A 19216-nucleotide genomic window follows, 5' to 3' on the forward strand; every position below is an offset into this window, starting at 1 on the left:
GGCGAAGACGTCCTTCACCGTGCCGGACTCGACGATGTCGCCCTTGCGCATCACGACGATGTTGTCGGCCAGGTCGGCGACGACGCCCATGTCGTGGGTGATGAGCAGGATGGCGCTGTCGAGCCGGTCGCGGAGGCTGCGCAGCAGCTCCAGGATCTCGGCCTGCACCGTCACGTCGAGCGCGGTGGTCGGCTCGTCGGCGATGAGCAGCTTCGGGTCGCACGAGATCGACTGCGCGATCATGGCGCGCTGACGCTGGCCGCCCGAGAGCTGGTGCGGGTACGAGTTGAACGCCTTCTTCGGGTCGGGCAGCTCGACCATCGCCAGCAGCTCGAGGGCACGCTCCTTGGCCTCGTGCGGCGACATCCCGAAGTGGATGCGCAGCGTCTCGACGATCTGGAAGCCGACCGTGTAGACGGGGTTGAGCGCCGTCATCGGCTCCTGGAAGATCACCGCGACCTGGCGTCCGCGGACCCGGCGCATCTGCGGCTGGCTCAGACCCGTCAGCTCGCGGCCGTCCAGCTTGATCGAGCCCTGGACGCGGGAGTTCTTCGGCAGGAGGTCGAGGATCGCCATCGAGCTCGCACTCTTGCCCGAGCCGGACTCGCCCACGATGGCGAGCACTTCGCCCGGGCGGATCTGGTAGTTCAGGTTCTTGGCGGCGGGCACCCGCACGCCGTCCACGCCGAAGTCGACGGAGAGGCCGGTCACCTCGAGCACGGGGCCGCCGGTCACGGTGGACGTGCCGACCGTGTTGGTCTCAGCAGTCATCAGTGGTTCCTTTCGGGAGCGTTCGACGGGGATGAGAGCATGGGTCCATGCCCTACGTCTCCCCCGCCGGACGCGAGGTTTTCGTGTCCCGGTTCAACCGGGTCCTTGCCGTGCTGGTCTGGGCGGCCGCTGCCGCGCTGACCGTCGGCCTGCTGGTGAGCGTCCATGACGCCCGTCTGCTCTACATCGTGCCGCTGGCGCTCTTGGCCTTCATCGCCTGGGCGATGCTGTGGCGTCCGAACCTCGTGGTCGACGACGACGGGCTGCAGCTCGTCAACGTGACGCAGAGCGTCCGCATCCCGTGGGAGGCGCTGATCGCGGTCGACACCAAGTACGCGCTGACGCTGTACACGCCCGGCCGCAAGTTCCCGGTCTGGGCGGCGCCGGCTCCCGGCACGACCCGCACGCTCCGCGCGACCCGCAACGAGACGCGGGGACGCGTCGGACGGCCGAGCGTCGAGGACAGCCTGCGCCGCCCCGGCGACCTGCTGGCCACCGAGTCCGGCGCCGCCGCCGAGGTGGTGCGCCGCCGCTGGGCGGCCCTGCAGGACTCCGGCGCGATCGAGGCCGGCCGTGCCGACGAGACGCCGGTCCACGTGCGCTGGCACATCGTGTCGCTCGCCGTGCTGGTGCTGCTCGCGGCGGGCACCGTCGCCGCGCTGCTCCTGGCCTGAGACCGGGAGCAGCGCAGCGGGGCGGGTCGTCACAGCACGTCCTCCGCGAGGGCCGCTCCGGTCTTCGGCGTGCGGTCGTCGCCCTCGCCCTCCTCCGGCTCCTGCTCCCGCATCTTGCGGAGGTTGAACCGGCGGTGGCGCGGGTCGAACGCGTCGCGCAGACCGTCGCCGACGAAGTTGACCAGCAGCGCGAGCGTCACGATGAACGCGCCGGGCCACCAGAACAGCCACGGCCGGGTCTGGAACGCCGACTGGTTCGAGCTGATCAGGAGGCCGAGCGAGACGTCCGGTGGACGGATGCCGTAGCCGAGGTAGGACAACGCGGTCTCGAGCAGGATGGCGGAGGCCATGATCAGCGTCGAGGCCACGATGACCACGCCGATGGCGTTCGGCAGGATGTGCTTGAAGATGATGCGCGTGTCCGACGCACCGGCGACGCGGGCGGCCTCCACGAACTCCCGCTCGCGCAGCGACAGGAACTCGCCGCGCACCAGACGGGCGATGCCCATCCACGAGAAGAAGCCGAGCATCAGCGCCAGGAAGAACGCGCCGAGTCCACCGAACGCGTGTCCGACCACCGAGCCGATGACCAGCGCCGGGATGACGATGAAGACGTCGGTGATGCGCATCAGGATGGCGTCGGTCACGCCGCGGAAGTACCCGGCGACAGCGCCGACGACGACGCCGACGACGCTCGCGATGAGGCCTAGGACCACCATCACCAGGATGGAGTTCTGGATGCCGCGCATCGTCAGCGCGAAGTAGTCCTTGCCGATGCGGTCCTGACCGAACGGGTGCTCCCAGGTCGGGGCGCCCTGCCGGACCTGGTCGTTCAGCTCCGTGTAGTTGTACTTCCACCAGCCGGGGATCGGGCCCAGGCCGATCGCGGAGATCGAGAAGATCAGGATCAGGATGAACAGGATGGCGCTGGCGACGGCGATCTTGTTGGAGAGGAACCGCTTCCAGACGAGCTTGCCCTGGCTGACGGGCGGGGAGCTCGGCGCTTCCAGCTCGTCGGCGATACGGGTGGTTTCGGCCATTATCGGACCCTCACTCTCGGGTCGAGTGCGGCGTACGCGAGGTCTGCCAGGAAGTTGAACAGGATCGCCATCGCCGCGATCACCAGGAAGTACGCCATGACGGGGTTGAGGTCACCGCGGCTGAGGCCCAGGTTGAACAGCGAGCCCATGCCGGGGATGGCGAACACGCGCTCGGTGATGACCGCACCACCGAGCAGCGCGCCCACGTCGAACGCGACGAGGGTGGTGATCGGGATGAGCATGTTGCGGAACGCGTGGCGCACCACGACGGTCCGCTCGGGCAGGCCCTTCGCCCGCGCGGTGCGGATGAAGTCCTGGTTCAGCACCTCGAGCATCCCGGCTCGCGAGTAGCGGGTGTAGGAGGCGAACGAGATGAGGAGCAGCGCGATGGTCGGCAGCACCAGGTGGGTGAACGTGTCGAGTCCGGTGACCCACATGTCGCCCTCGAGTCCTGGCGTCGACGAGCCGACGGTCGCGATCGGGCGGCCGTTCGTGTCCTGGAAGTACTGCGGCCAGGCCTGCATGAAGCGGTCGACGATGATCAGGAAGCCCGACACGATGGTGACGATGACCGCGATGCGCATGTTCTGGCCGCGGTCGTAGCCGCCGACGAAGTACCCGATCGCGAGGCTCACGATGATGGCGATGACCGCGAGGATCACGATGGTGGCGACCGTCGAGACGTCGAACAGCGGCTGCAGCACGAAGTAGCAGACCAGGCTGATCGCACCGGCGATGGCCGCCGAGATCAGCGCCCGCCGGTTCTGGAGGCCGGAGATCAGCGCCGTCGTGCCGATGACCGTCGCCGCGATGAGGATGATCATCACCACCGGACCGAGGCCCGGCATGAGGAACCAGTTCATCGCCGACATGAGCAGCAGGACGCCCGCGGTCGCGACGCCCGAGATCACGAAGGTGAGGAGCCGCCGGCGCCGGTCACCGCCGATCAGCGACTGCCAGATCAGACCGGCGACGACGCCGATGAGCACCGCCACCCACCACGGTATGACCGGGTGAGCGAGGAAGTTGTTGAAGCCGATCGCGACGAACTCCTTGAGGAGCACCGCGACGAGGAAGGCCGGCAGGGAGTACAGGAAGAAGCTGAGGAACGTGACGACGTTGTCGAGTCCGCTGTACTGCCGAAGGGCCGTGACGATGCCGATCGTGACACCGAGCAGGATCGCCAGGATCAGAGCGGCGGTGACCAGCTGCACCGTGGACCCGAGGGCCTGGGGCAGGATGTCGACCACCTTCGCGTTGGAGACGGTGGACCCCAGGTCGCAGGCGTTGGCGAACGGGATGAGGCACTTGGCCGCACCGCCCAGCCAGAGCAGCCAGCGCAGCGGCGGCACGACGTCCAGCTGGAGGAGCTGGATGCGCGCGTTGATCAGCTGCGTCTTGTTGGGGGAATTGCTGCTTCGCAGATCCTGGAGCGGGTCGGCGCTGTAGGCCACCAGCATGTACATCAGGAACGAAGCGGCGATGATGATGAGCACTGAGACGAGAAGGCGCCTCAGGATGAAACTCGCCATAGGTTCAAAACCTTCACTGACAGGACGCGCCGATCGGGGGGTGCGGCGGGGGTGCCGCCAGGCGCGTATCTCAAGGGCGGACGGATCGCGTCCACCGACTACATGATACGGGGCGCCGGCTGAGAACCGACGCCCCGCCGCAGGGAGAGTGCCCGGGGTTCGCCCGGGCACTCTCTCTTACGGAGCTGTTACTTCGAGGAGGACGACTTGACCGACCACTCCCAGAAGTTCCAGAACGGACCGTTCTGGTTGCCGTTGTACTTGACGTTCTCGACGCGGTTGGTCGCGCCGAAGACACCGGGCAGCTGGAACAGCGGCAGGCCGTACGCGTCGGAGAAGGTCTGCTTGTCGATCTGGTACTCGATCTTCGTCAGCTCGTCCTTGTCCAGCGTGGTCTGCGACTTCAGCGCCAGGTCGTTCGTGCCCGTGTAACGGTTGTAGTTACCGCCACCCTGCGACGCGAAGATCTGCGGGAGGGCCGAGGTACCGGCACCCGGGCTGATCCAGCCGAAGAGCGAGGCGTCGTAGTCGCCACCCGGGAGCAGCTTGCTCCAGTCGGGCGAGCCAGCGTCCACGACCTTGAAGCCGGCCTTGGCAGCCGAGGCCGAGATCGCCTGGAACTCGTCGACACGGTTCGGGTTGTTGGTGTTGTAGAGGATCCGCACGGTCGGGGTGGCACCGGCGAGCAGCGCCTTGGCGCCCTCGATGTCGACCTTGTCGTACTTGTCGGAGCCGTTCTGCTTGACGCTGCCCTCGTACTGCTCCTGGTTCGGCAGGAAGATCTGCGAGTCCAGGACCTTGGCCTTCGAGTCGACCGGGGTGACGATCGAGTCGAGGATCTGCTGACGCGGGATGGTCTTGAGGAACGCCTCACGGACCTTCGGGTCGGCGAACACCGGCGAGCCGAAGTTCAGGTCGAGGTGGTCGTACGACGCCTGCGCACCGGTGAGGATCTTCGCGCTGGTCTGCTTGAGCGCGGTGACCGTGTCGGCGGACGCCTGCGGGTTGATGATGTCGACCTCACCGTTCTGGAGAGCGGTGACCTGGGCGTTCGCGTCCGGGATGATGCGGAACACGATCTTGTCGACCTGCGGCTTGAGGCCGCCCGCGTAGTACTTGTTCTGCGTCATCGTCAGCGACTGACCCGGGGTCCACGACGAGACGACGAACGGGCCGGAGGAGACCAGCAGGTCCTTGTCGGTCGGGAACGCGGTGACGTCGTAGCCGGTGTTGACGAAGTCCGCCGCCTTCTTGAGCGTCGGGTCGGCCGGGGCCGGGTTCGCCGGGTCGCCCTTCGGCAGGCCCTTGAGCAGCTTCGTCAGGTCGGCGGCCGAGGAGAGGCCCGCCTTCTTGGCGACGATGTGCGCGGGCTGCGCGATCGGGTTGACGAGCTCCCAGTCCACGTACGGGGTGGCGTACTTCAGGGTGATCGTGCGGTTGTCGTTGCTCACCGTCGGGAAGTCGGTGGAGTCGATACCGGCGGTGGAGCCCGCGATCTGGAAGTACTGGGTTCCGCTGGTGACGTTGCCCGAGTCGTCGAACTTCGCCGAGTCGTAGTGACCCGAGGCGATGGCCCACGCGAGGATCATGTCGTCAGCGGTGACGGGCTGGCCGTCGGACCACTTGTCGTCCTTGTTCAGGGTGTACTTGACCGTCAGCGGGTCGTCCGAGGTCTTCTCGAACGTGCCGAACTTGTCGTCGTGGACGATCTTGTAGTTGTTGTCGATGTACTGGAACCCGGTTCCGTACGACCCGTTCAGGTAGCCGACCTGGCCGTTGGTGTCCAGGTTGCCCTGCGGGGTCTGCGAGTTGAACGAGGTGAAGTCGTTGACGACCGCAACCGTCACGGTGCCGCCCTTGGCAGCGGACGAGGTGCTGGTGCTGCCGGACGTGGTGCAGGCCGACAGAGCCAGTGCTGCGACGCCTGCGACGGCGACCGCGCTGACCGCGTACCTCACCCTTCTTCCGTTGATGTGCAATGTTCCTCCTGTGCGAAGTGTGCGACGGTGCAGGCGTGCGAGAGTGCCTGTCCCGCGCGGGATAAGAATGACCCTAGGTATCGCCGGGAGCGATTGCAAAACAGGCGGGGAAAACGTTACATAGTGGTAACTCAGTCGACGGAATCCTGCACGAAGCGCACAAAAACGGTGGAATAGTTCGCTGGATGCAACGATCTGGCAGGATGCCCCTATGAGCGGAACGCGTACGTTCGCGGCGGAGGTGCCGGTCGCGCGGCCGGAGCGGACCCGGCTGTGGTGGGAGATCGCCATCGTCCTCGGGCTCTCGCTCGGGCAGTCGGCGATCTACTCGATCGTGACGATCATCGACCGGTCGACCCAGAGCACGCCGCTCTCGCAGCAGACCGCACAGGTGAATCCGAGCCAGTCGAACCGCGAGGTCTTCGACTTCCTGTACCAGGTGCTGGGCAACCTGTTCCCGCTGTTCGCGGTCGCGCTGGTGATCTACCTGCTCTGGCAGCCGCAGCGCAGCGGCTTCCGGCGGATCGGCTTCGACCTCACCCGCCCGGGCCGGGACCTCGGCGGCGGCCTGCTGCTGTTCCTCGGGATCGGCATCCCGGGCATCCTGTTCTACGCGCTGACCCGCCTGCTCGGCATCACGGTCGCCGTGCAGGCCTCGACGCTGGATGCGCACTGGTGGACGGTGCCCGTCCTCATCCTGGCCGCGCTGCGCGCCGCGCTGCAGGAGGAGGTGATCGTCGTCGGCTACCTCTTCACGCGGCTGCGACAGCTGGGCTGGGGTACGTGGACGATCATCGTCGTCTCGGCGCTGCTGCGCGGCAGCTACCACCTGTACCAGGGCTTCGGCCCGTTCGTCGGCAACGCCGTGATGGGCGTCGTCTTCGGTTGGGCCTACACCCGCTGGGGCCGCGTGATGCCGCTCGTGGTCGCGCACACGATCATCGACATCGTCTCCTTCGTCGGCTATCCCCTCGCCGTCGCCTGGTGGCCGTCGATCTTCGCGTGACGGCCACCCGGCGTACGGGTCAGGCGAAGGCCTCGGGAGGCGGGCAGGCGCAGAAGAGGTTGCGGTCGCCGTAGGCCTGGTCGATGCGGCGCACGGGAGGCCAGTACTTGTTCCGGACGAGCGCGGGAACGGGGTACACGGCCTGCTCGCGGGAGTACGGGTGGCTCCAGTCGGAGGAGACCGCCGACTCCGCGGTGTGCGGGGCGTTGCGCAGCGGGTTGTCGTCGGACGGCCAGTCCCCCGCCGCCACCGCGTCGGCCTCCTCGCGGATGGCGATCATCGCGGCCACGAAGCGGTCGAGCTCCGCCAGGTCCTCGCTCTCCGTCGGCTCCACCATGAGGGTGCCGGCGACCGGGAACGACATGGTCGGGGCGTGGAAGCCGTAGTCGATGAGGCGCTTGGCCACGTCGTCCACGGTCACGCCGGTGCGCTCGGTGAGCGGGCGCAGGTCGAGGATGCATTCGTGCGCGACCAGGCCGTCCTCCCCCGCGTAGAGCACCGGGAAGTGCTCGCGCAGGCGGGCGGCGACGTAGTTCGCGGCGAGCACGGCCGCGCCGGTCGCGTCCTTCAGACCCTCGGCGCCCATCATGCGGACGTACGCCCAGCTGATCGGCAGGATGCTCGGGCTGCCGTACGGCGCGGCCGAGACCGGTCCGCCGCCGTGCTCCACGCGTCCGCCACCCGCGAGCGGGTGCGTCGCATCCTGAGCGAGCGGGTGCCCGGGCAGGAACGGCGCGAGGTGCGCCTTGGCCGCGACGGGACCGACGCCGGGGCCGCCGCCGCCGTGCGGGATGCAGAAGGTCTTGTGCAGGTTGAGGTGGCTGACGTCTCCCCCGAAGTCGCCGAACCGGGCGTAGCCGAGCAGGGCGTTGAGGTTGGCGCCGTCCACGTACACCTGGCCGCCGGCGTCGTGCACCGCCTGGGTGATCGCGACGACCTCGTGCTCGTAGACGCCGTGCGTGGACGGGTACGTGATCATCAGCGCGGCGAGCGTGTCGGCGTGCTCCGCGATCTTGGCGCGCAGGTCGTCGAGGTCGACGTTGCCGAGCTCGTCGGTCGCGACGACCACGACGCTCATGCCGGCGAGCACCGCGGACGCTGCGTTGGTGCCGTGCGCCGACTGCGGGATGAGGCACACCGTCCGCTGGTCGTCGCCGCGCGAGCGGTGGTAGCCGCGGATCGCGAGGAGTCCGGCGAGCTCGCCCTGGCTGCCCGCGTTCGGCTGCAGTGACACGGTGTCGTAGCCGGTCACGTCCGCCAGCCACTCCTCGAGCTGGTCGATCAGCTCGAGCGAGCCGGCGACGTCCGCGGCCGGAGCGAAGGGATGCAGGGCCGCGAACTCCGGCCAGGTCACCGCCTCCATCTCGGTCGCCGCGTTCAGCTTCATCGTGCAGGAGCCGAGCGGGATCATGCCGCGGTCGAGCGCGTAGTCGCGGTCCTGCAGTTGGCGCAGGTAGCGCATCATCGCCGTCTCGGAGTGGTGCGTGTTGAACACCGGGTGCGTGAGGTACGTCGACTCGCGGGTCAGAGCCGGGTCGAAGGACGCGTCGGACGGCAGCGCGAGGACGAGGTCGCCCTCCACCGTGCCGCCCAGGACCTCGATCAGGTCGCCGAGCGGGAAGGTCCCGTCGCGCAGGTCGGCCGCCGACTCCTCGTCCACGCTGAGCGAGACGAGGCCGGCGTCGGTGGCGTGCAGCAGCAGCCCGCGGTCGTGGGCGCGGGCGACGACGGTCGAGGCGTCGTCCACCTCGACCTGGAGGGTGTCGAAGTACGAGCGCGAGACGACCTCGACGCCGGACGCGCGCAGCGCCTCCGCGACGGCCGCGGTCGACAGGTGGACCTGGCTGCCGATCGCGCGCAGGCCGGCCGGGCCGTGGTAGACGGCGTACATCGCGGCCATGACGGCGAGCAGCACCTGCGCGGTGCAGATGTTCGACGTCGCCTTCTCGCGGCGGATGTGCTGCTCGCGGGTCTGCAGCGTGAGCCGGTAGGCGGGCTTGCCGACCGCGTCCTGCGAGACGCCGACCAGACGGCCGGGGAGCTGGCGCTCGAGACCCTTGCGGACGGCCATGTACCCGGCGTGCGGCCCGCCGAAGCCCATCGGCACGCCGAAGCGCTGGCTGGTGCCGACCGCGACGTCCGCGCCCAGCTCGCCCGGGCCCTTCAGCTGCGTCAGCGCGAGCAGGTCGGCCGCGGCGACGACGACCGCGCCGGCGGCCTTGGCCGTGGCGATGGCGGCTGAGGGGTCCCACACGCGACCCGAGGCGCCGGGGTACTGGATGAACAGCCCGAACGCGTCCGACAGCTCCGGGGCGTCGGCGGGGAGGGAGGCGAGGTCGGTCACGATGAGCTCGATGCCGACCGCCTCCGCGCGATTGCGGAGCAGCGCCAGCGTCTGCGGGAAGGTGTCCGCATCCACGACGAACTTCGTGGACTTCGCCTTGGATGCGCGGCGCGCCAGCAGCATCCCCTCGACCACCGCGGTGCCCTCGTCGAGCATCGACGCGTTCGCGGTGTCGAGCCCGGTCAGGTCGGAGACCATGGTCTGGAAGTTGATCAGCGCCTCCAGCCGGCCCTGCGAGATCTCCGGCTGGTACGGCGTGTAGGCGGTGTACCAGCCCGGGTTCTCGAGCACGTTCCGCTTGACGACCGCGGGCGTGATGGTGCCGTAGTAGCCGAGGCCGATCAGGCTGCGGTTGACCGTGTTGCGCGCGGCCAGGGCGCGCAGCTCGCGGAGGGCGGCGCGCTCGCCGAGCGGTTCGGGCAGCGCCGAGGTGCGGTCGTCGTCGACGCGGATGGAGTCCGGCACGGCCGCGTGAACCAGGTCCTCCACGGAGGACCAGTCGCGGAGGCCGCCGCCGAGATCGCGGACAGCATGGTGCTCTGCGCATCCCCATCGGTGCCGATGTGACGCGTTGGGAAGAGGTCGGTCATGAAGAGGTCTGGAACCTTACTCGCCGGTGAGGGCGGCGTACTCGTCGTAGCTGAGGAGGTTGTCGGGCAGCTCGGTGAAGCGGACCTTCACCAGCCAGCCCTCGCCGAACGGGTCGGAGTTGACGAGCTCGGGCGCGTCGACGACGGCGGAGTTCGCCTCGGCGACGATGCCGTCCACCGGAGCGAACAGCTCGCCGACCGACTTGGTCGACTCGATCTCGCCCACCACCCGGCCGGCCGTGACGTCGCTGCCCTCGTCGGGCAGCTCGACGAAGACCACGTCGCCCAGCTTCTCGGCCGCGTAGGCGGTGATGCCGACGGTCGCGACGTCGCCCTCGACCAGGAGCCATTCGTGCTCGGGCGTGTACTTCAGGTCTCGTTCTGCGGCCATGGCTAGCGCTTCTTTCTGCTGTAGAAGGGGAGGGCGGTGACGGTGTAGGGGAGGCGCGTGCCGCGCACATCCACGTGGAGCACGGTGTTCTCGCGGGCCAGCTCCGGCGCGACGTACGCCATCGCGATCGGCACGCCCAGCGTCGGCGACAGCGCGCCGGACGTGACCACGCCGACCTCCGCGTCCTCGCCCGTGGCGGTGTCCTTGGCGAAGACCGGGTAGCCCGCACGGGCGGCGCGCTTGCCCTCGCCCACCAGGCCGACCAGCACGCGGGCCTCGGGATGCGGGCCCTCCTCGCTCGCGGCGCGGCCGATGAAGTCGGTGTCCTTCGCCAGGTTGACGACCCGGCCGAGCCCCGCCTGCGCGGGCTTCGTGTCGAGGCCGAGCTCGTGCCCGTACAGGGGCATCCCGGCCTCCAGACGGAGGGTGTCGCGGGAGGCGAGACCCGCCGGAACCAGGCCGAGGCCCTGCTCGGTGCCGGCCTCGGTGAGGGCGTCCCACAGGGCGCGGGCGTTGTCCGGGGCGACGTACAGCTCGAAGCCGTCCTCGCCGGTGTAGCCGGTGCGGGCGATCAGGACGGGGTGCGTCTGGAAGAGGGCCGGGAGCGACCAGTAGTACTTGAGGGTCGACAGGCGCTCGCCGAAGTCCTCTCCGTCGAGGGCGCCGTCGTCGGCGGCCAGGCCCTCGGTGGCGAGCAGGATGGACAGAGAGGCCGGACCCTGGACGGCGATGAGGGCGATGTCGTCGGACTCGTCGAAGACCTCGACGTCGAACGGCGAGGTGCGGTCGCGAAGCTCCTGGGCCACCGCATCCCGGTTGGAGGCGTTGGCGACGACCATGTAGCGGTCCTCGCCGGTGCGGTAGACGACCAGGTCGTCGACGATGCCCCCGGCGCGGGACAGCAGCAGGCTGTACTTCGCCTGGTCGATGTTGAGTGCGGACAGCTTGCCGGCGAGCGCGTAGTCGAGCGCCTGCCCCGCCTCCGGACCGATCAGCACGATCTCGGCCATGTGCGAGAGGTCGAACAGGCCGGCGGCGGTGCGGACGGCGTGGTGCTCGGCCAGGTCGGACGAGTAGCGCACCGGCATCTGCCAGCCGGCGAAGTCGGTGAAGGAGGCGCCGGCCGCCGCGTGGGCGTCGTGGAGCGGCGAGGTGCGGCCGTTGTCTTCTGAGGTCATGAGTTCTCCGGTTCGCCGGCCGTCGGCCGGGGTTGCGGGAGCGTCGCCGCTCCCGGGAAGAACTCCCCTCTGTCATCCGGCCTGAGAGTTTCACCGCGTCCGTGGACGCGGCTTTCACCGTGGGCGAGGGCGGCGGATGCCGTCCTGCTTTTCAGAGTGGCCAGTCCGATGCGGTACGCGTACCTGAGAGATTGTCGGGGAGGATTGCTCCTTCGGTGCCGCGCGCACGCGCGCGACTCTCCCGCATCGACCTCGTGGCCGTTGTTCAGTTGTGTGCGGCCAGCATATCCGCTCGCGCCGCCGGGCGCTGTGTTTGTGGTTTTGGTCGCCGCGACACTAAGATGGCTACAACGTTAGAGTCATTCTGACTCTTACCCATCCACGGGAGCAGCCATGACGGCACGGCATGAACGGGCGAGCGCGATCCTCGCCGTGTCCACCGTGATCTTCGCGCTGCGCAGCGACGACGAGACCGGCGGCGTCCCGCAGGTGTGGCTGCCGCTGGTGCGCCGCATCCGGGAGCCGTTCGAAGGCCGGTGGGCGCTGCCCGGAGGTCCGCTGCGGGTTGGCGAAGACCTGGCCTACGCCGCCGCCCGCACGCTCAACGACACTACCGGGCTCACGCCGCGCTACCTCGAGCAGCTGTACGCGTTCGGCGACGCGGACCGCTCCCCCGGCGCCGAGCGCGTCGTCTCGGTCGTGTACTGGGCGCTCGTGCGCAGCGACGAGGCCGAGCGGGCGAGCGTGGGCGAGAACGTCCGCTGGTTCCCCGCCGACGACCTCCCGGAACTGGCCTTCGACCACAACGTCATCGTCGAGTACGCCCTGTGGCGGCTCCGCACGAAGATGGAGTACTCGCGCATCGCCCACGCCTTCCTCGGCGAGCGCTTCACGCTGGCCCAGCTGCGCGGCGTGCACGAGGCCGTGCTCGGCAAGGCGCTCGACCCGGCGAACTTCCGCCGCACCATCGAGGCCTCCGGCGCCGTCGTCGCGACCGACGAGTACCTGACCGGCACGCCGCACCGCCCGCCGCGGCTGTACCGCTACAACGACCGGATCGACCTCGCCGACGCGGGGCCGCTCCCCCGGCAGCAGCATCCGTTCGAAGGAAGAAGCGAATCATGACCATCGCCTCGGTCGACACGACCATCAAGCTCATCGCCTCCGGGCAGCTCGACGGCGAGACCTGCACGCCCGACCTTGTCGAGGCGCCGTGGGAGTTCGACGGCCTCGCGCCGAGCTACGGGCCGGGCGCCTCGCTGGGCGACCCCATCCCCGTGAACACCCCTCGCCAGGGCGAGCTGCCCGAGGAGTACCGCACCGCGTCCGCGCAGGAGCTCGGCGACCGCATCCGCGCCGCCAAGGAGACCCTGGGCGACCGCGTCGCGGTGATGGGCCACTTCTACCAGCGCGACGAGGTCGTGCAGTACGCGGACTTCATCGGCGACTCGTTCCAGCTCGCCAACGCGGCCAAGGCGCGCCCGGAGGCCGAGGCGATCGTGTTCTGCGGCGTCCACTTCATGGCCGAGACCGCCGACATCGTGTCGCGGCCGGAGCAGCGCGTCATCCTCCCGAACCTCGCCGCCGGCTGCTCGATGGCCGACATGGCCGACCTCGACTCGGTCGAGGAGTGCTGGGAGCAGCTGGAGGAGCTGTACGGTACCGAGCCGGACGCGGACGGCCGCGTGCCGGTCATCCCGGTCACGTACATGAACTCGTCCGCGGCGCTGAAGGCGTTCTGCGGCGAGCACGGCGGGATCGTCTGCACCTCCTCCAACGCCGCGACGGTTCTGGAGTGGGCGTTCGAGCGAGGTCAGCGCGTCCTCTTCTTCCCCGACCAGCACCTCGGCCGCAACACCGCGAAGGCGATGGGCGTGCCGCTCGAGCGCATGCCGCTGTGGAACCCGCGCAAGCCCTGGGGCGGGACCGACGCGTCCACCCTGCAGGACGCCCAGGTCATCCTCTGGCACGGCTTCTGCTCGGTGCACAAGCGCTTCACGGTCGGCCAGATCGAGCACGCGCGCGCCGAGTTCCCGGGCGTCCGCGTGATCGTGCACCCCGAGTGCCCGATGGATGTGGTGGATGCCGCCGACGAGTACGGCTCGACCGATTACATCGTGAAGGCGATCCAGGCGGCGCCGGCCGGCTCGACGTTCGCGATCGGGACCGAGATCAATCTGGTCCAGCGGCTGGCGGCGCAGTTCCCGCAGCACACGATCTTCTGCCTCGACGCGGTCGTCTGCCCGTGCTCGACGATGTACCGCATCCACCCCGGGTACCTCGCGTGGGTGCTGGAGGGCCTGGTCCGCGGCGACGTTCTCAACCAGGTGACGGTGCCGGACGAGGTCGCCGCCCCCGCCCGGGTCGCGCTCGAGCGGATGCTCGCCGCGCGTCCGGACACGACGATGGCGGCCTGACATGAGCCGCGTGGTCGTCGTCGGGAGCGGGATCGCCGGTTTGACCGCGGCCCTGCGGGCGCACGCGCTCGGGCACGACGTCACGGTGGTGACCAAGGCGTCGCTGTCCGATGGCAGCACGCGGTACGCGCAGGGCGGCATCGCGGCGGCGCTGTTCCCGGACGACAGCGTCGAGGCGCATGTCGCCGACACGCTGCGCGCGGGGGCCGGGCTCAACGTCCGGGACGCGGTGGACGCGCTGTGCACAGACGGACCCGTGCGCGTGCGCGAGCTGATCGCGCTGGGCGCGGCCTTCGACCGCGACGGCGACGTGCTGGCGCGGGGGCTCGAAGCGGCGCACTCCTCCGCACGCGTGCTGCACGCCGGCGGGGACGCGACCGGCGCCGAGCTCTCGCGTGCGCTCATCGCTGCGCTGCGCGCGGCGCGCATCCCCGTCGTGGAGGGCGCCTTCCTGCAGGACGTGCTGCTGCGCGACGGCGCGGCAGCGGGAGTCTCGCTGCTGGTCTCCGGGACGCCCGTCGCGCTCGACGCCGACGCCGTCGTCCTGGCAACCGGAGGCTGGGGCCGGCTGTACGCGCACACCACGAATCCGGCGGTCGCGACCGGCGACGGCGTGGCCGCGGCCTGGCGCGCGGGCGCGGTGCTGGCGGACCTCGAGTTCACGCAGTTCCACCCCACCGCGCTGCACGCGCCGGGCGCGGCGGGCGCCGGCGCGTTCCTCGTGTCCGAGGCCGTGCGCGGCGAGGGCGCGGTGCTGCGGAACGCGGCCGGCGAGCGCTTCATGACCGACGTGCACCCGGATGCGGAACTCGCGCCGCGCGACGTCGTCGCCCGCGGCATCGCGGTCGAGATGGCGGCCCAGGGCGGCCGTCCAGTGCTCCTCGACGCGACCGCGCTGGGCGGGGACTTCCTGGCGCGGCGCTTCCCGACGATCGACGCGGCGACGCGCGCCGCCGGGTACGACTGGGGGCGGCATCCCATCCCCGTGACGCCCGCGGCCCACTACGCGATGGGCGGCGTCGCCACGGACACGGACGGGCGCACCAGCGTCCCCGGGCTCTTCGCCGTCGGCGAGGTCGCCTGCACCGGTGCGCACGGCGGCAACCGGCTGGCGTCGAACTCCCTGCTCGAAGGGCTGGTGTTCGCGCACCGGGCGGCCGACGCGATCGACGCGCCGTGGATCGACGGCCCGGAATGGGTGCGGGAGGGTGCGGCCGCGGCCGTGCTCGAGCACGCGCCCGCCCATCCCTCGCGTCCGTTCTCGCGGGCCCGGCTGGGCGCGCTGCTCTGGGATGCGGCAGGCGTGCACCGCGACGGCGCGCGGCTGGCGGCGGCCGCCGACGAACTCGCGGCGACCATCGACCCCGGGGACGGTCCGTCGGAGGACGGCAACCTCCTCACCCTCGCCCGTCTGGTCGTCGCGGCCGCACTCGCGCGCGAGGAGTCGCGCGGCGCTCACTTCCGCTCCGACTTCCCGCTGACAGCTGCGGGTGAGCCCGCGCACACCGTCCTGCTCCCCCAGCTCTCCCGTCTCGAGGTGCCCTCCGCATGCTGACCCGCCAGATCATCCAGACCGCCGTCCAGGCCGCCCTGATCGAGGATGCGCCGTGGGGCGACCTGACGAGCCAGCTGCTCATCCCGGAGGCGGCGGTCGCGACCGCGCGGCTCATGGCGCGGGAGCCGGGCACGTTCGCGGGCGGCGAAGTGTTCGCCGCCGCGTTCACGCTGACCGATCCGTCCGTCGAGGTGGCCCTGCACGTCCCGGATGGCGCGACCTTCGCCGCTGGGGACGCGCTGGCGACCGTGACCGGCCCGGCCCGCTCGGTGCTCCAGGGCGAGCGCGTGGCCCTCAACTTCGTCCAGCGGATGAGCGGGATCGCCACACTGACCGCGGCGTTCGTCGCCGAGGTCGCCGGCACCTCCGCCCGCATCGTGGACACGCGCAAGACGACCCCGGGCTCCGCGCCTTCGAGCGGCACGCCGTGCGGGCAGGCGGTGGGCACAACCACCGCTACTCCCTGTCGGACGCGGTCATGGCGAAGGACAACCACCTCGCGGTGCTCACCGCGCAGTCCGGGCTCTCGGTGACCGACGCGCTGCTGCGGGTGCGCGAGCAGCTGTCCCACACGACCCACCTGGAGGTCGAGGTCGACCGGATCGACCAGATCGAACCCGTGCTCGCCGCCGGCGTCGACACGATCATGCTCGACAACTTCACGGTCGACCAGCTGCGCGAGGGCGTCGCCCTGGTCGCCGGCCGCGCGATCGTCGAGGCGAGCGGCAACGTCAGCCTCGCGACCGTCCGGAGCATCGCCGAGACCGGCGTCGACGTGATCTCGTCGGGCGCGCTCACTCACAGCGTCCGCTCGCTCGACCTCGGACTGGACGTGGTGGTCGAGTGATCTACCTCGATGCCGCCGCCACCTCTCCGGTCCGCCGGGAGGTGCTGGAGGCGATGTGGCCGTACCTCACCGGCGACTTCGGCAACCCGTCGAGCCATCACGCGGTCGGAGAGTCGGCCGCGCGGGCGCTCGCCGAGGCCCGCGCGTCGGTCGCCGCGTGGCTGGGCTGCCGGGCGTCGGAGGTGACGTTCACCTCGGGCGGGACGGAGGCCGACAATCTCGCGATCAAAGGCATCGCGCTCGGCGATCCGCGCGGGCGGCACATCGTCACGTCGGCGATCGAGCATGAGGCCGTGCTGGAGTCAGTGGACTACCTCGTGCGGCTGCACGGCTTCACGGTCACCTTCGTGCCGGTCGGCCGCGACGGGCTCGTCTCGCCCGCGGACTTCGCGGCCGCGCTGCGACCGGACACGACCCTGGCGTCGGTGATGCTGGCCAACAACGAGGTGGGGACCGTGCAGCCGGTGGCCGAGCTCGCGGCGCTGGCACATGCGGTCGGCGCTCGTTTCCATACGGACGCCGTGCAGGCCGCGGGCTGGCTGCCGCTCGACGTCCGCGCGCTCGGGGTGGACGCGCTGAGTGTGTCGGGCCACAAGATCGGCGCGCCGAAGGGCGTCGGGGCGTTGTACGTGCGCGGCCGCATCCCGGTCGAGCCGCTGATCCACGGCGGCGGGCAGGAGCGCGGGCGGCGGTCGGGCACGGAGAACGTCGCCGGGGCGGTGGCGCTCGGGGTCGCGGCGCGGCTTGCTGTGGCGGATCGAGCGACCCGCGCGTCCGCCGCTGCTGCCGCCCGCGATGGATTCATCGCGGGGGTGCTCGCGGAGGTCCCGGATGCGGAGCTCACCGGGCATCCCACCTCGCGGCTGCCGGGGACGGCGTCGTTCGTGTTCCCCGCGACGAACGGCGAGGCGGTGCTGCTGGAGCTGGAGCGGCGCGGCATCGTGTCGTCGAGCGGGTCGGCGTGCGCGGCCGGGAGCGAGGACGCGTCGCACGTGCTGCTGGCGCTCGGCTACCCGGAGGATGTGGCGCGCACGGCGGTGCGGTTCTCGTGGGGGCCGGAGATCGCGGCCGGTGATCTCGCGGCGGTCGCGCCGGCGGTCGGAGAGGCCGTGCGGGCGGTGCGGGGGCTCGGATAGGGCACAGGATCCCCCTGACCCCCGTCGGCGTCAACCACCTGGGCCCGCCTCTCTCGGCCGCCTAGCGTCCCTGGAAACCGGAACGAGACCCGACATCGGAGCGGGCCACTGCGAAAAGGGACGCCATGACCGATCGAACGCCGAACCCCGACGACCGTGCACCGCTCGACGACCCGCCGCGAACGACGGTTCCCGCCGACCGCCACCCCGGCGAGGCGGTCTACGACCGCGACTCCACCGGGGCCGCCGTGCCCGTCGACCGCACGCACACGCTCCGCAACGACGTCCTCGAGCGGGAGAGGAGCGAATTCGGCGGCATGAAGTTCGGATCCGCCTTCTTCGGCTGGCTGGCCGCGACCGGCATGGCCGTGCTGCTGACGGCGGTCCTCGCTGCGGCGGGAGCAGCGGTGGGGCTGGGCACCGCCGGCGGAGACCCGAACAAGGCCGCCGACCAGGCGAACGCCAACGCGGCCACCGTCGGCATCGTCGGTGCCATCGCGCTCGTCGTCATCCTGTTCGTCGCCTACTACTGCGGCGGCTACGTCGCCGGCCGGATGGCCCGCTTCGACGGTGTGAAGCAGGGCATCGCCGTCTGGCTGTGGGCGATCGTCGTCGCCGTCGTCGTAGCAGTGCTGAGCCTGGCGCTCGGCAGCCAGTTCAACATCCTGGGCAACCTGAACAGCTTCCCGCGCATCCCGCTCGGGGAGGGCTCGGTGACGGTCACGGGAATCGTGACGGCGATCATCGTCGCCATCGTCAGCCTGCTCGGCGCCATCCTGGGCGGCGTCGCGGGCATGCGATACCACCGTCGTGTCGACCGGGTGGGACTCGGTCGCTAGGCACGGCGGGCCCCGGAACCGGGGCGCACGAGCGGGGGACACGCTCGCCGCGGCGGGCATCACGAGGAGGAACACCATGATCAATGAGAACAACATCGCGGCACTCGTCGGCGCCAAAGTCGTCGATCGGGATGGCGACAAGATCGGCACCGTCGGACAGGTCTACGTCGACCCGTCCACCGGACGTCCGAACTGGGCGTCGGTGAAGACGGGACTGTTCGGCACGTCCGAGAGCTTCGTCCCCCTGGACGACGCGGTCGAAGAGGGCGACAGCCTTCGTGTGCCGTTCGAGAAGGCGGTCGTGAAGGATGCGCCCCGCATCGAGGACGACGCGGAGCTCAGCCCCGACGAGGAGGACCAGCTGTACGCGTACTACCGCGGTGGCAGCGCGGACCGAACGGCCACCGGTGCCGGCTACGACACCTCCGGCCCGACCACCGACGACGCGATGACACGCTCCGAGGAACGGCTGGACGTGGGCACGGAGCGGGTCGAGACGGGCCGCGCGCGTCTGCGGAAGTACGTGGTCACCGAGAACCAGCAGGTCGAGGTGCCCGTCACCCGCGAGGAGGTCCGGGTCGAGCGCGAGCCGATCACCGACGCCAACGTGGACGCCGCACTCGACGGTCCCGCGATCAGCGAGGAGGAGCACGAGGTGATCCTCCACGAGGAGCGACCGGTCGTCGAGAAGGAGACGGTGCCCGTCGAGCGCGTGCGGTTGGACGCGCAGGAGGTGACCGACACGGAGACGGTCGACGAAGAGGTGCGCAAGGAGCGCATCGACGTCGAGGCCGACGGGCGCGGCGCGGTCTGAGGCTGTTTCGTGGAGCGGGGCGGCCCGGCGACGGGCGCCCCGCTTCGCGCTTTTTATTCCCCTGTTCTGCGGAGAGCGAACTTCTCCACAGTTCACACGATCG

14 protein-coding genes, 2 pseudogenes and 2 riboswitches are annotated in these 19216 nt (G+C 70.3%); of the genes and pseudogenes, 9 read left to right on the top strand and 7 right to left on the bottom strand.

Annotated elements, in window-relative coordinates; all coding sequences use genetic code 11:
- A partial coding sequence (locus tag ACRAWB_RS07195; protein WP_431352727.1) for an ATP-binding cassette domain-containing protein occupies positions 1-771 on the bottom strand: 771 nt, incomplete at its 3' end.
- A 47-nt stretch (positions 772-818) separates the two neighbouring features.
- Here ACRAWB_RS07195 and ACRAWB_RS07200 point away from each other — a divergent pair.
- Positions 819-1445 carry a PH domain-containing protein gene (locus tag ACRAWB_RS07200; RefSeq protein ID WP_431352728.1) on the top strand — a complete coding sequence of 209 codons (627 nt, stop codon included), beginning with the start codon at positions 819-821 and terminating at the stop codon, positions 1443-1445.
- A gap of 29 nt (positions 1446-1474) precedes the next feature.
- Here ACRAWB_RS07200 and ACRAWB_RS07205 read toward each other — a convergent pair whose 3' ends face one another.
- The 3 genes from ACRAWB_RS07205 to ACRAWB_RS07215 form a co-directional block, all read right to left on the bottom strand.
- Positions 1475-2485, bottom strand: a complete 1011-nt coding sequence (locus tag ACRAWB_RS07205) for an ABC transporter permease (RefSeq protein ID WP_431352729.1) — start codon at positions 2483-2485, stop codon at positions 1475-1477.
- Positions 2485-4017 carry an ABC transporter permease gene (locus tag ACRAWB_RS07210; protein ID WP_431352730.1) on the bottom strand — a complete coding sequence of 511 codons (1533 nt, stop codon included), beginning with the start codon at positions 4015-4017 and terminating at the stop codon, positions 2485-2487. The genes ACRAWB_RS07205 and ACRAWB_RS07210 overlap by 1 nt, the downstream gene beginning before the upstream one ends.
- A gap of 188 nt (positions 4018-4205) precedes the next feature.
- A complete protein-coding gene (locus ACRAWB_RS07215) occupies positions 4206-5996 on the bottom strand; it encodes an ABC transporter family substrate-binding protein (protein WP_431352731.1) in 1791 nt (596 codons plus the stop codon).
- Between the two features lie 211 nt (positions 5997-6207).
- On the opposite strand from ACRAWB_RS07215, the gene ACRAWB_RS07220 reads away from it, so the two are divergent.
- Positions 6208-7002: a CPBP family intramembrane glutamic endopeptidase gene (locus tag ACRAWB_RS07220; RefSeq protein WP_431352732.1), complete on the top strand. Its 795-nt coding sequence runs from the start codon at positions 6208-6210 to the stop codon at positions 7000-7002.
- A gap of 19 nt (positions 7003-7021) precedes the next feature.
- Here ACRAWB_RS07220 and gcvP read toward each other — a convergent pair.
- The 3 genes and pseudogenes from gcvP to gcvT form a co-directional block, all read right to left on the bottom strand.
- Positions 7022-9936: pseudogene (gcvP, locus tag ACRAWB_RS07225) on the bottom strand (aminomethyl-transferring glycine dehydrogenase).
- Between the two features lie 16 nt (positions 9937-9952).
- Positions 9953-10327, bottom strand: coding sequence for a glycine cleavage system protein GcvH (gene gcvH / locus ACRAWB_RS07230; RefSeq protein WP_431352733.1), 375 nt, complete (start codon positions 10325-10327; stop codon positions 9953-9955).
- 2 nt (positions 10328-10329) lie between these two features.
- Positions 10330-11505, bottom strand: coding sequence for a glycine cleavage system aminomethyltransferase GcvT (gene gcvT, locus ACRAWB_RS07235; protein ID WP_431352734.1), 1176 nt, complete (start codon positions 11503-11505; stop codon positions 10330-10332).
- A gap of 62 nt (positions 11506-11567) precedes the next feature.
- A riboswitch (glycine riboswitch) is annotated at positions 11568-11665 on the bottom strand.
- Position 11666: 1 nt separating this feature from the next.
- A riboswitch (glycine riboswitch) is annotated at positions 11667-11759 on the bottom strand.
- A 139-nt stretch (positions 11760-11898) separates the two neighbouring features.
- Here gcvT and ACRAWB_RS07240 point away from each other — a divergent pair.
- The 7 genes and pseudogenes from ACRAWB_RS07240 (at position 11899) to ACRAWB_RS07270 (ending at position 19113) form a co-directional block, all read left to right on the top strand.
- On the top strand, positions 11899-12630 hold the full coding sequence (locus ACRAWB_RS07240; protein ID WP_431352735.1) for an NUDIX hydrolase: 732 nt from the start codon (positions 11899-11901) through the stop codon (positions 12628-12630).
- Positions 12627-13922 carry a quinolinate synthase NadA gene (nadA, locus tag ACRAWB_RS07245; RefSeq protein WP_431352736.1) on the top strand — a complete coding sequence of 432 codons (1296 nt, stop codon included), beginning with the start codon at positions 12627-12629 and terminating at the stop codon, positions 13920-13922. The genes ACRAWB_RS07240 and nadA overlap by 4 nt, the downstream gene beginning before the upstream one ends.
- Before the next feature lies 1 nt (position 13923).
- A complete protein-coding gene (nadB, locus tag ACRAWB_RS07250) occupies positions 13924-15477 on the top strand; it encodes an L-aspartate oxidase (RefSeq protein ID WP_431352737.1) in 1554 nt (517 codons plus the stop codon).
- Positions 15471-16324: pseudogene (gene nadC / locus ACRAWB_RS07255) on the top strand (carboxylating nicotinate-nucleotide diphosphorylase). Before nadB ends, nadC begins: the two are co-directional and overlap by 7 nt.
- Positions 16321-17460 (top strand): cysteine desulfurase family protein, encoded by a 1140-nt coding sequence (locus ACRAWB_RS07260; protein WP_431352738.1) that lies wholly within the window; start codon positions 16321-16323, stop codon positions 17458-17460. Before nadC ends, ACRAWB_RS07260 begins: the two are co-directional and overlap by 4 nt.
- A 125-nt stretch (positions 17461-17585) precedes the next feature.
- A complete protein-coding gene (locus ACRAWB_RS07265) occupies positions 17586-18299 on the top strand; it encodes a hypothetical protein (protein ID WP_431352739.1) in 714 nt (237 codons plus the stop codon).
- A gap of 76 nt (positions 18300-18375) precedes the next feature.
- A complete protein-coding gene (locus ACRAWB_RS07270; RefSeq protein ID WP_431352740.1) occupies positions 18376-19113 on the top strand; it encodes a DUF2382 domain-containing protein in 738 nt (245 codons plus the stop codon).
- Positions 19114-19216 lie beyond the last annotated feature (103 nt).

It is taken from the genome of Leifsonia poae, from assembly GCF_050632865.1.
Lineage (GTDB): Bacteria > Actinomycetota > Actinomycetes > Actinomycetales > Microbacteriaceae > Leifsonia > Leifsonia poae_B.

Coding starts and splice junctions, on each gene's coding strand:
- ACRAWB_RS07200 (WP_431352728.1), top strand. CDS start 819: ATGCCCTACGTCTCCCCCGCCGGACGCGAGGTTTTCGTGTCCCGGTTC.
- ACRAWB_RS07205 (WP_431352729.1), bottom strand. CDS start 2,485: ATGGCCGAAACCACCCGTATCGCCGACGAGCTGGAAGCGCCGAGCTCC.
- ACRAWB_RS07210 (WP_431352730.1), bottom strand. CDS start 4,017: ATGGCGAGTTTCATCCTGAGGCGCCTTCTCGTCTCAGTGCTCATCATC.
- ACRAWB_RS07220 (WP_431352732.1), top strand. CDS start 6,208: ATGAGCGGAACGCGTACGTTCGCGGCGGAGGTGCCGGTCGCGCGGCCG.
- gcvH (WP_431352733.1), bottom strand. CDS start 10,327: ATGGCCGCAGAACGAGACCTGAAGTACACGCCCGAGCACGAATGGCTC.
- gcvT (WP_431352734.1), bottom strand. CDS start 11,505: ATGACCTCAGAAGACAACGGCCGCACCTCGCCGCTCCACGACGCCCAC.
- ACRAWB_RS07240 (WP_431352735.1), top strand. CDS start 11,899: ATGACGGCACGGCATGAACGGGCGAGCGCGATCCTCGCCGTGTCCACC.
- nadA (WP_431352736.1), top strand. CDS start 12,627: ATGACCATCGCCTCGGTCGACACGACCATCAAGCTCATCGCCTCCGGG.
- nadB (WP_431352737.1), top strand. CDS start 13,924: ATGAGCCGCGTGGTCGTCGTCGGGAGCGGGATCGCCGGTTTGACCGCG.
- ACRAWB_RS07265 (WP_431352739.1), top strand. CDS start 17,586: ATGACCGATCGAACGCCGAACCCCGACGACCGTGCACCGCTCGACGAC.
- ACRAWB_RS07270 (WP_431352740.1), top strand. CDS start 18,376: ATGATCAATGAGAACAACATCGCGGCACTCGTCGGCGCCAAAGTCGTC.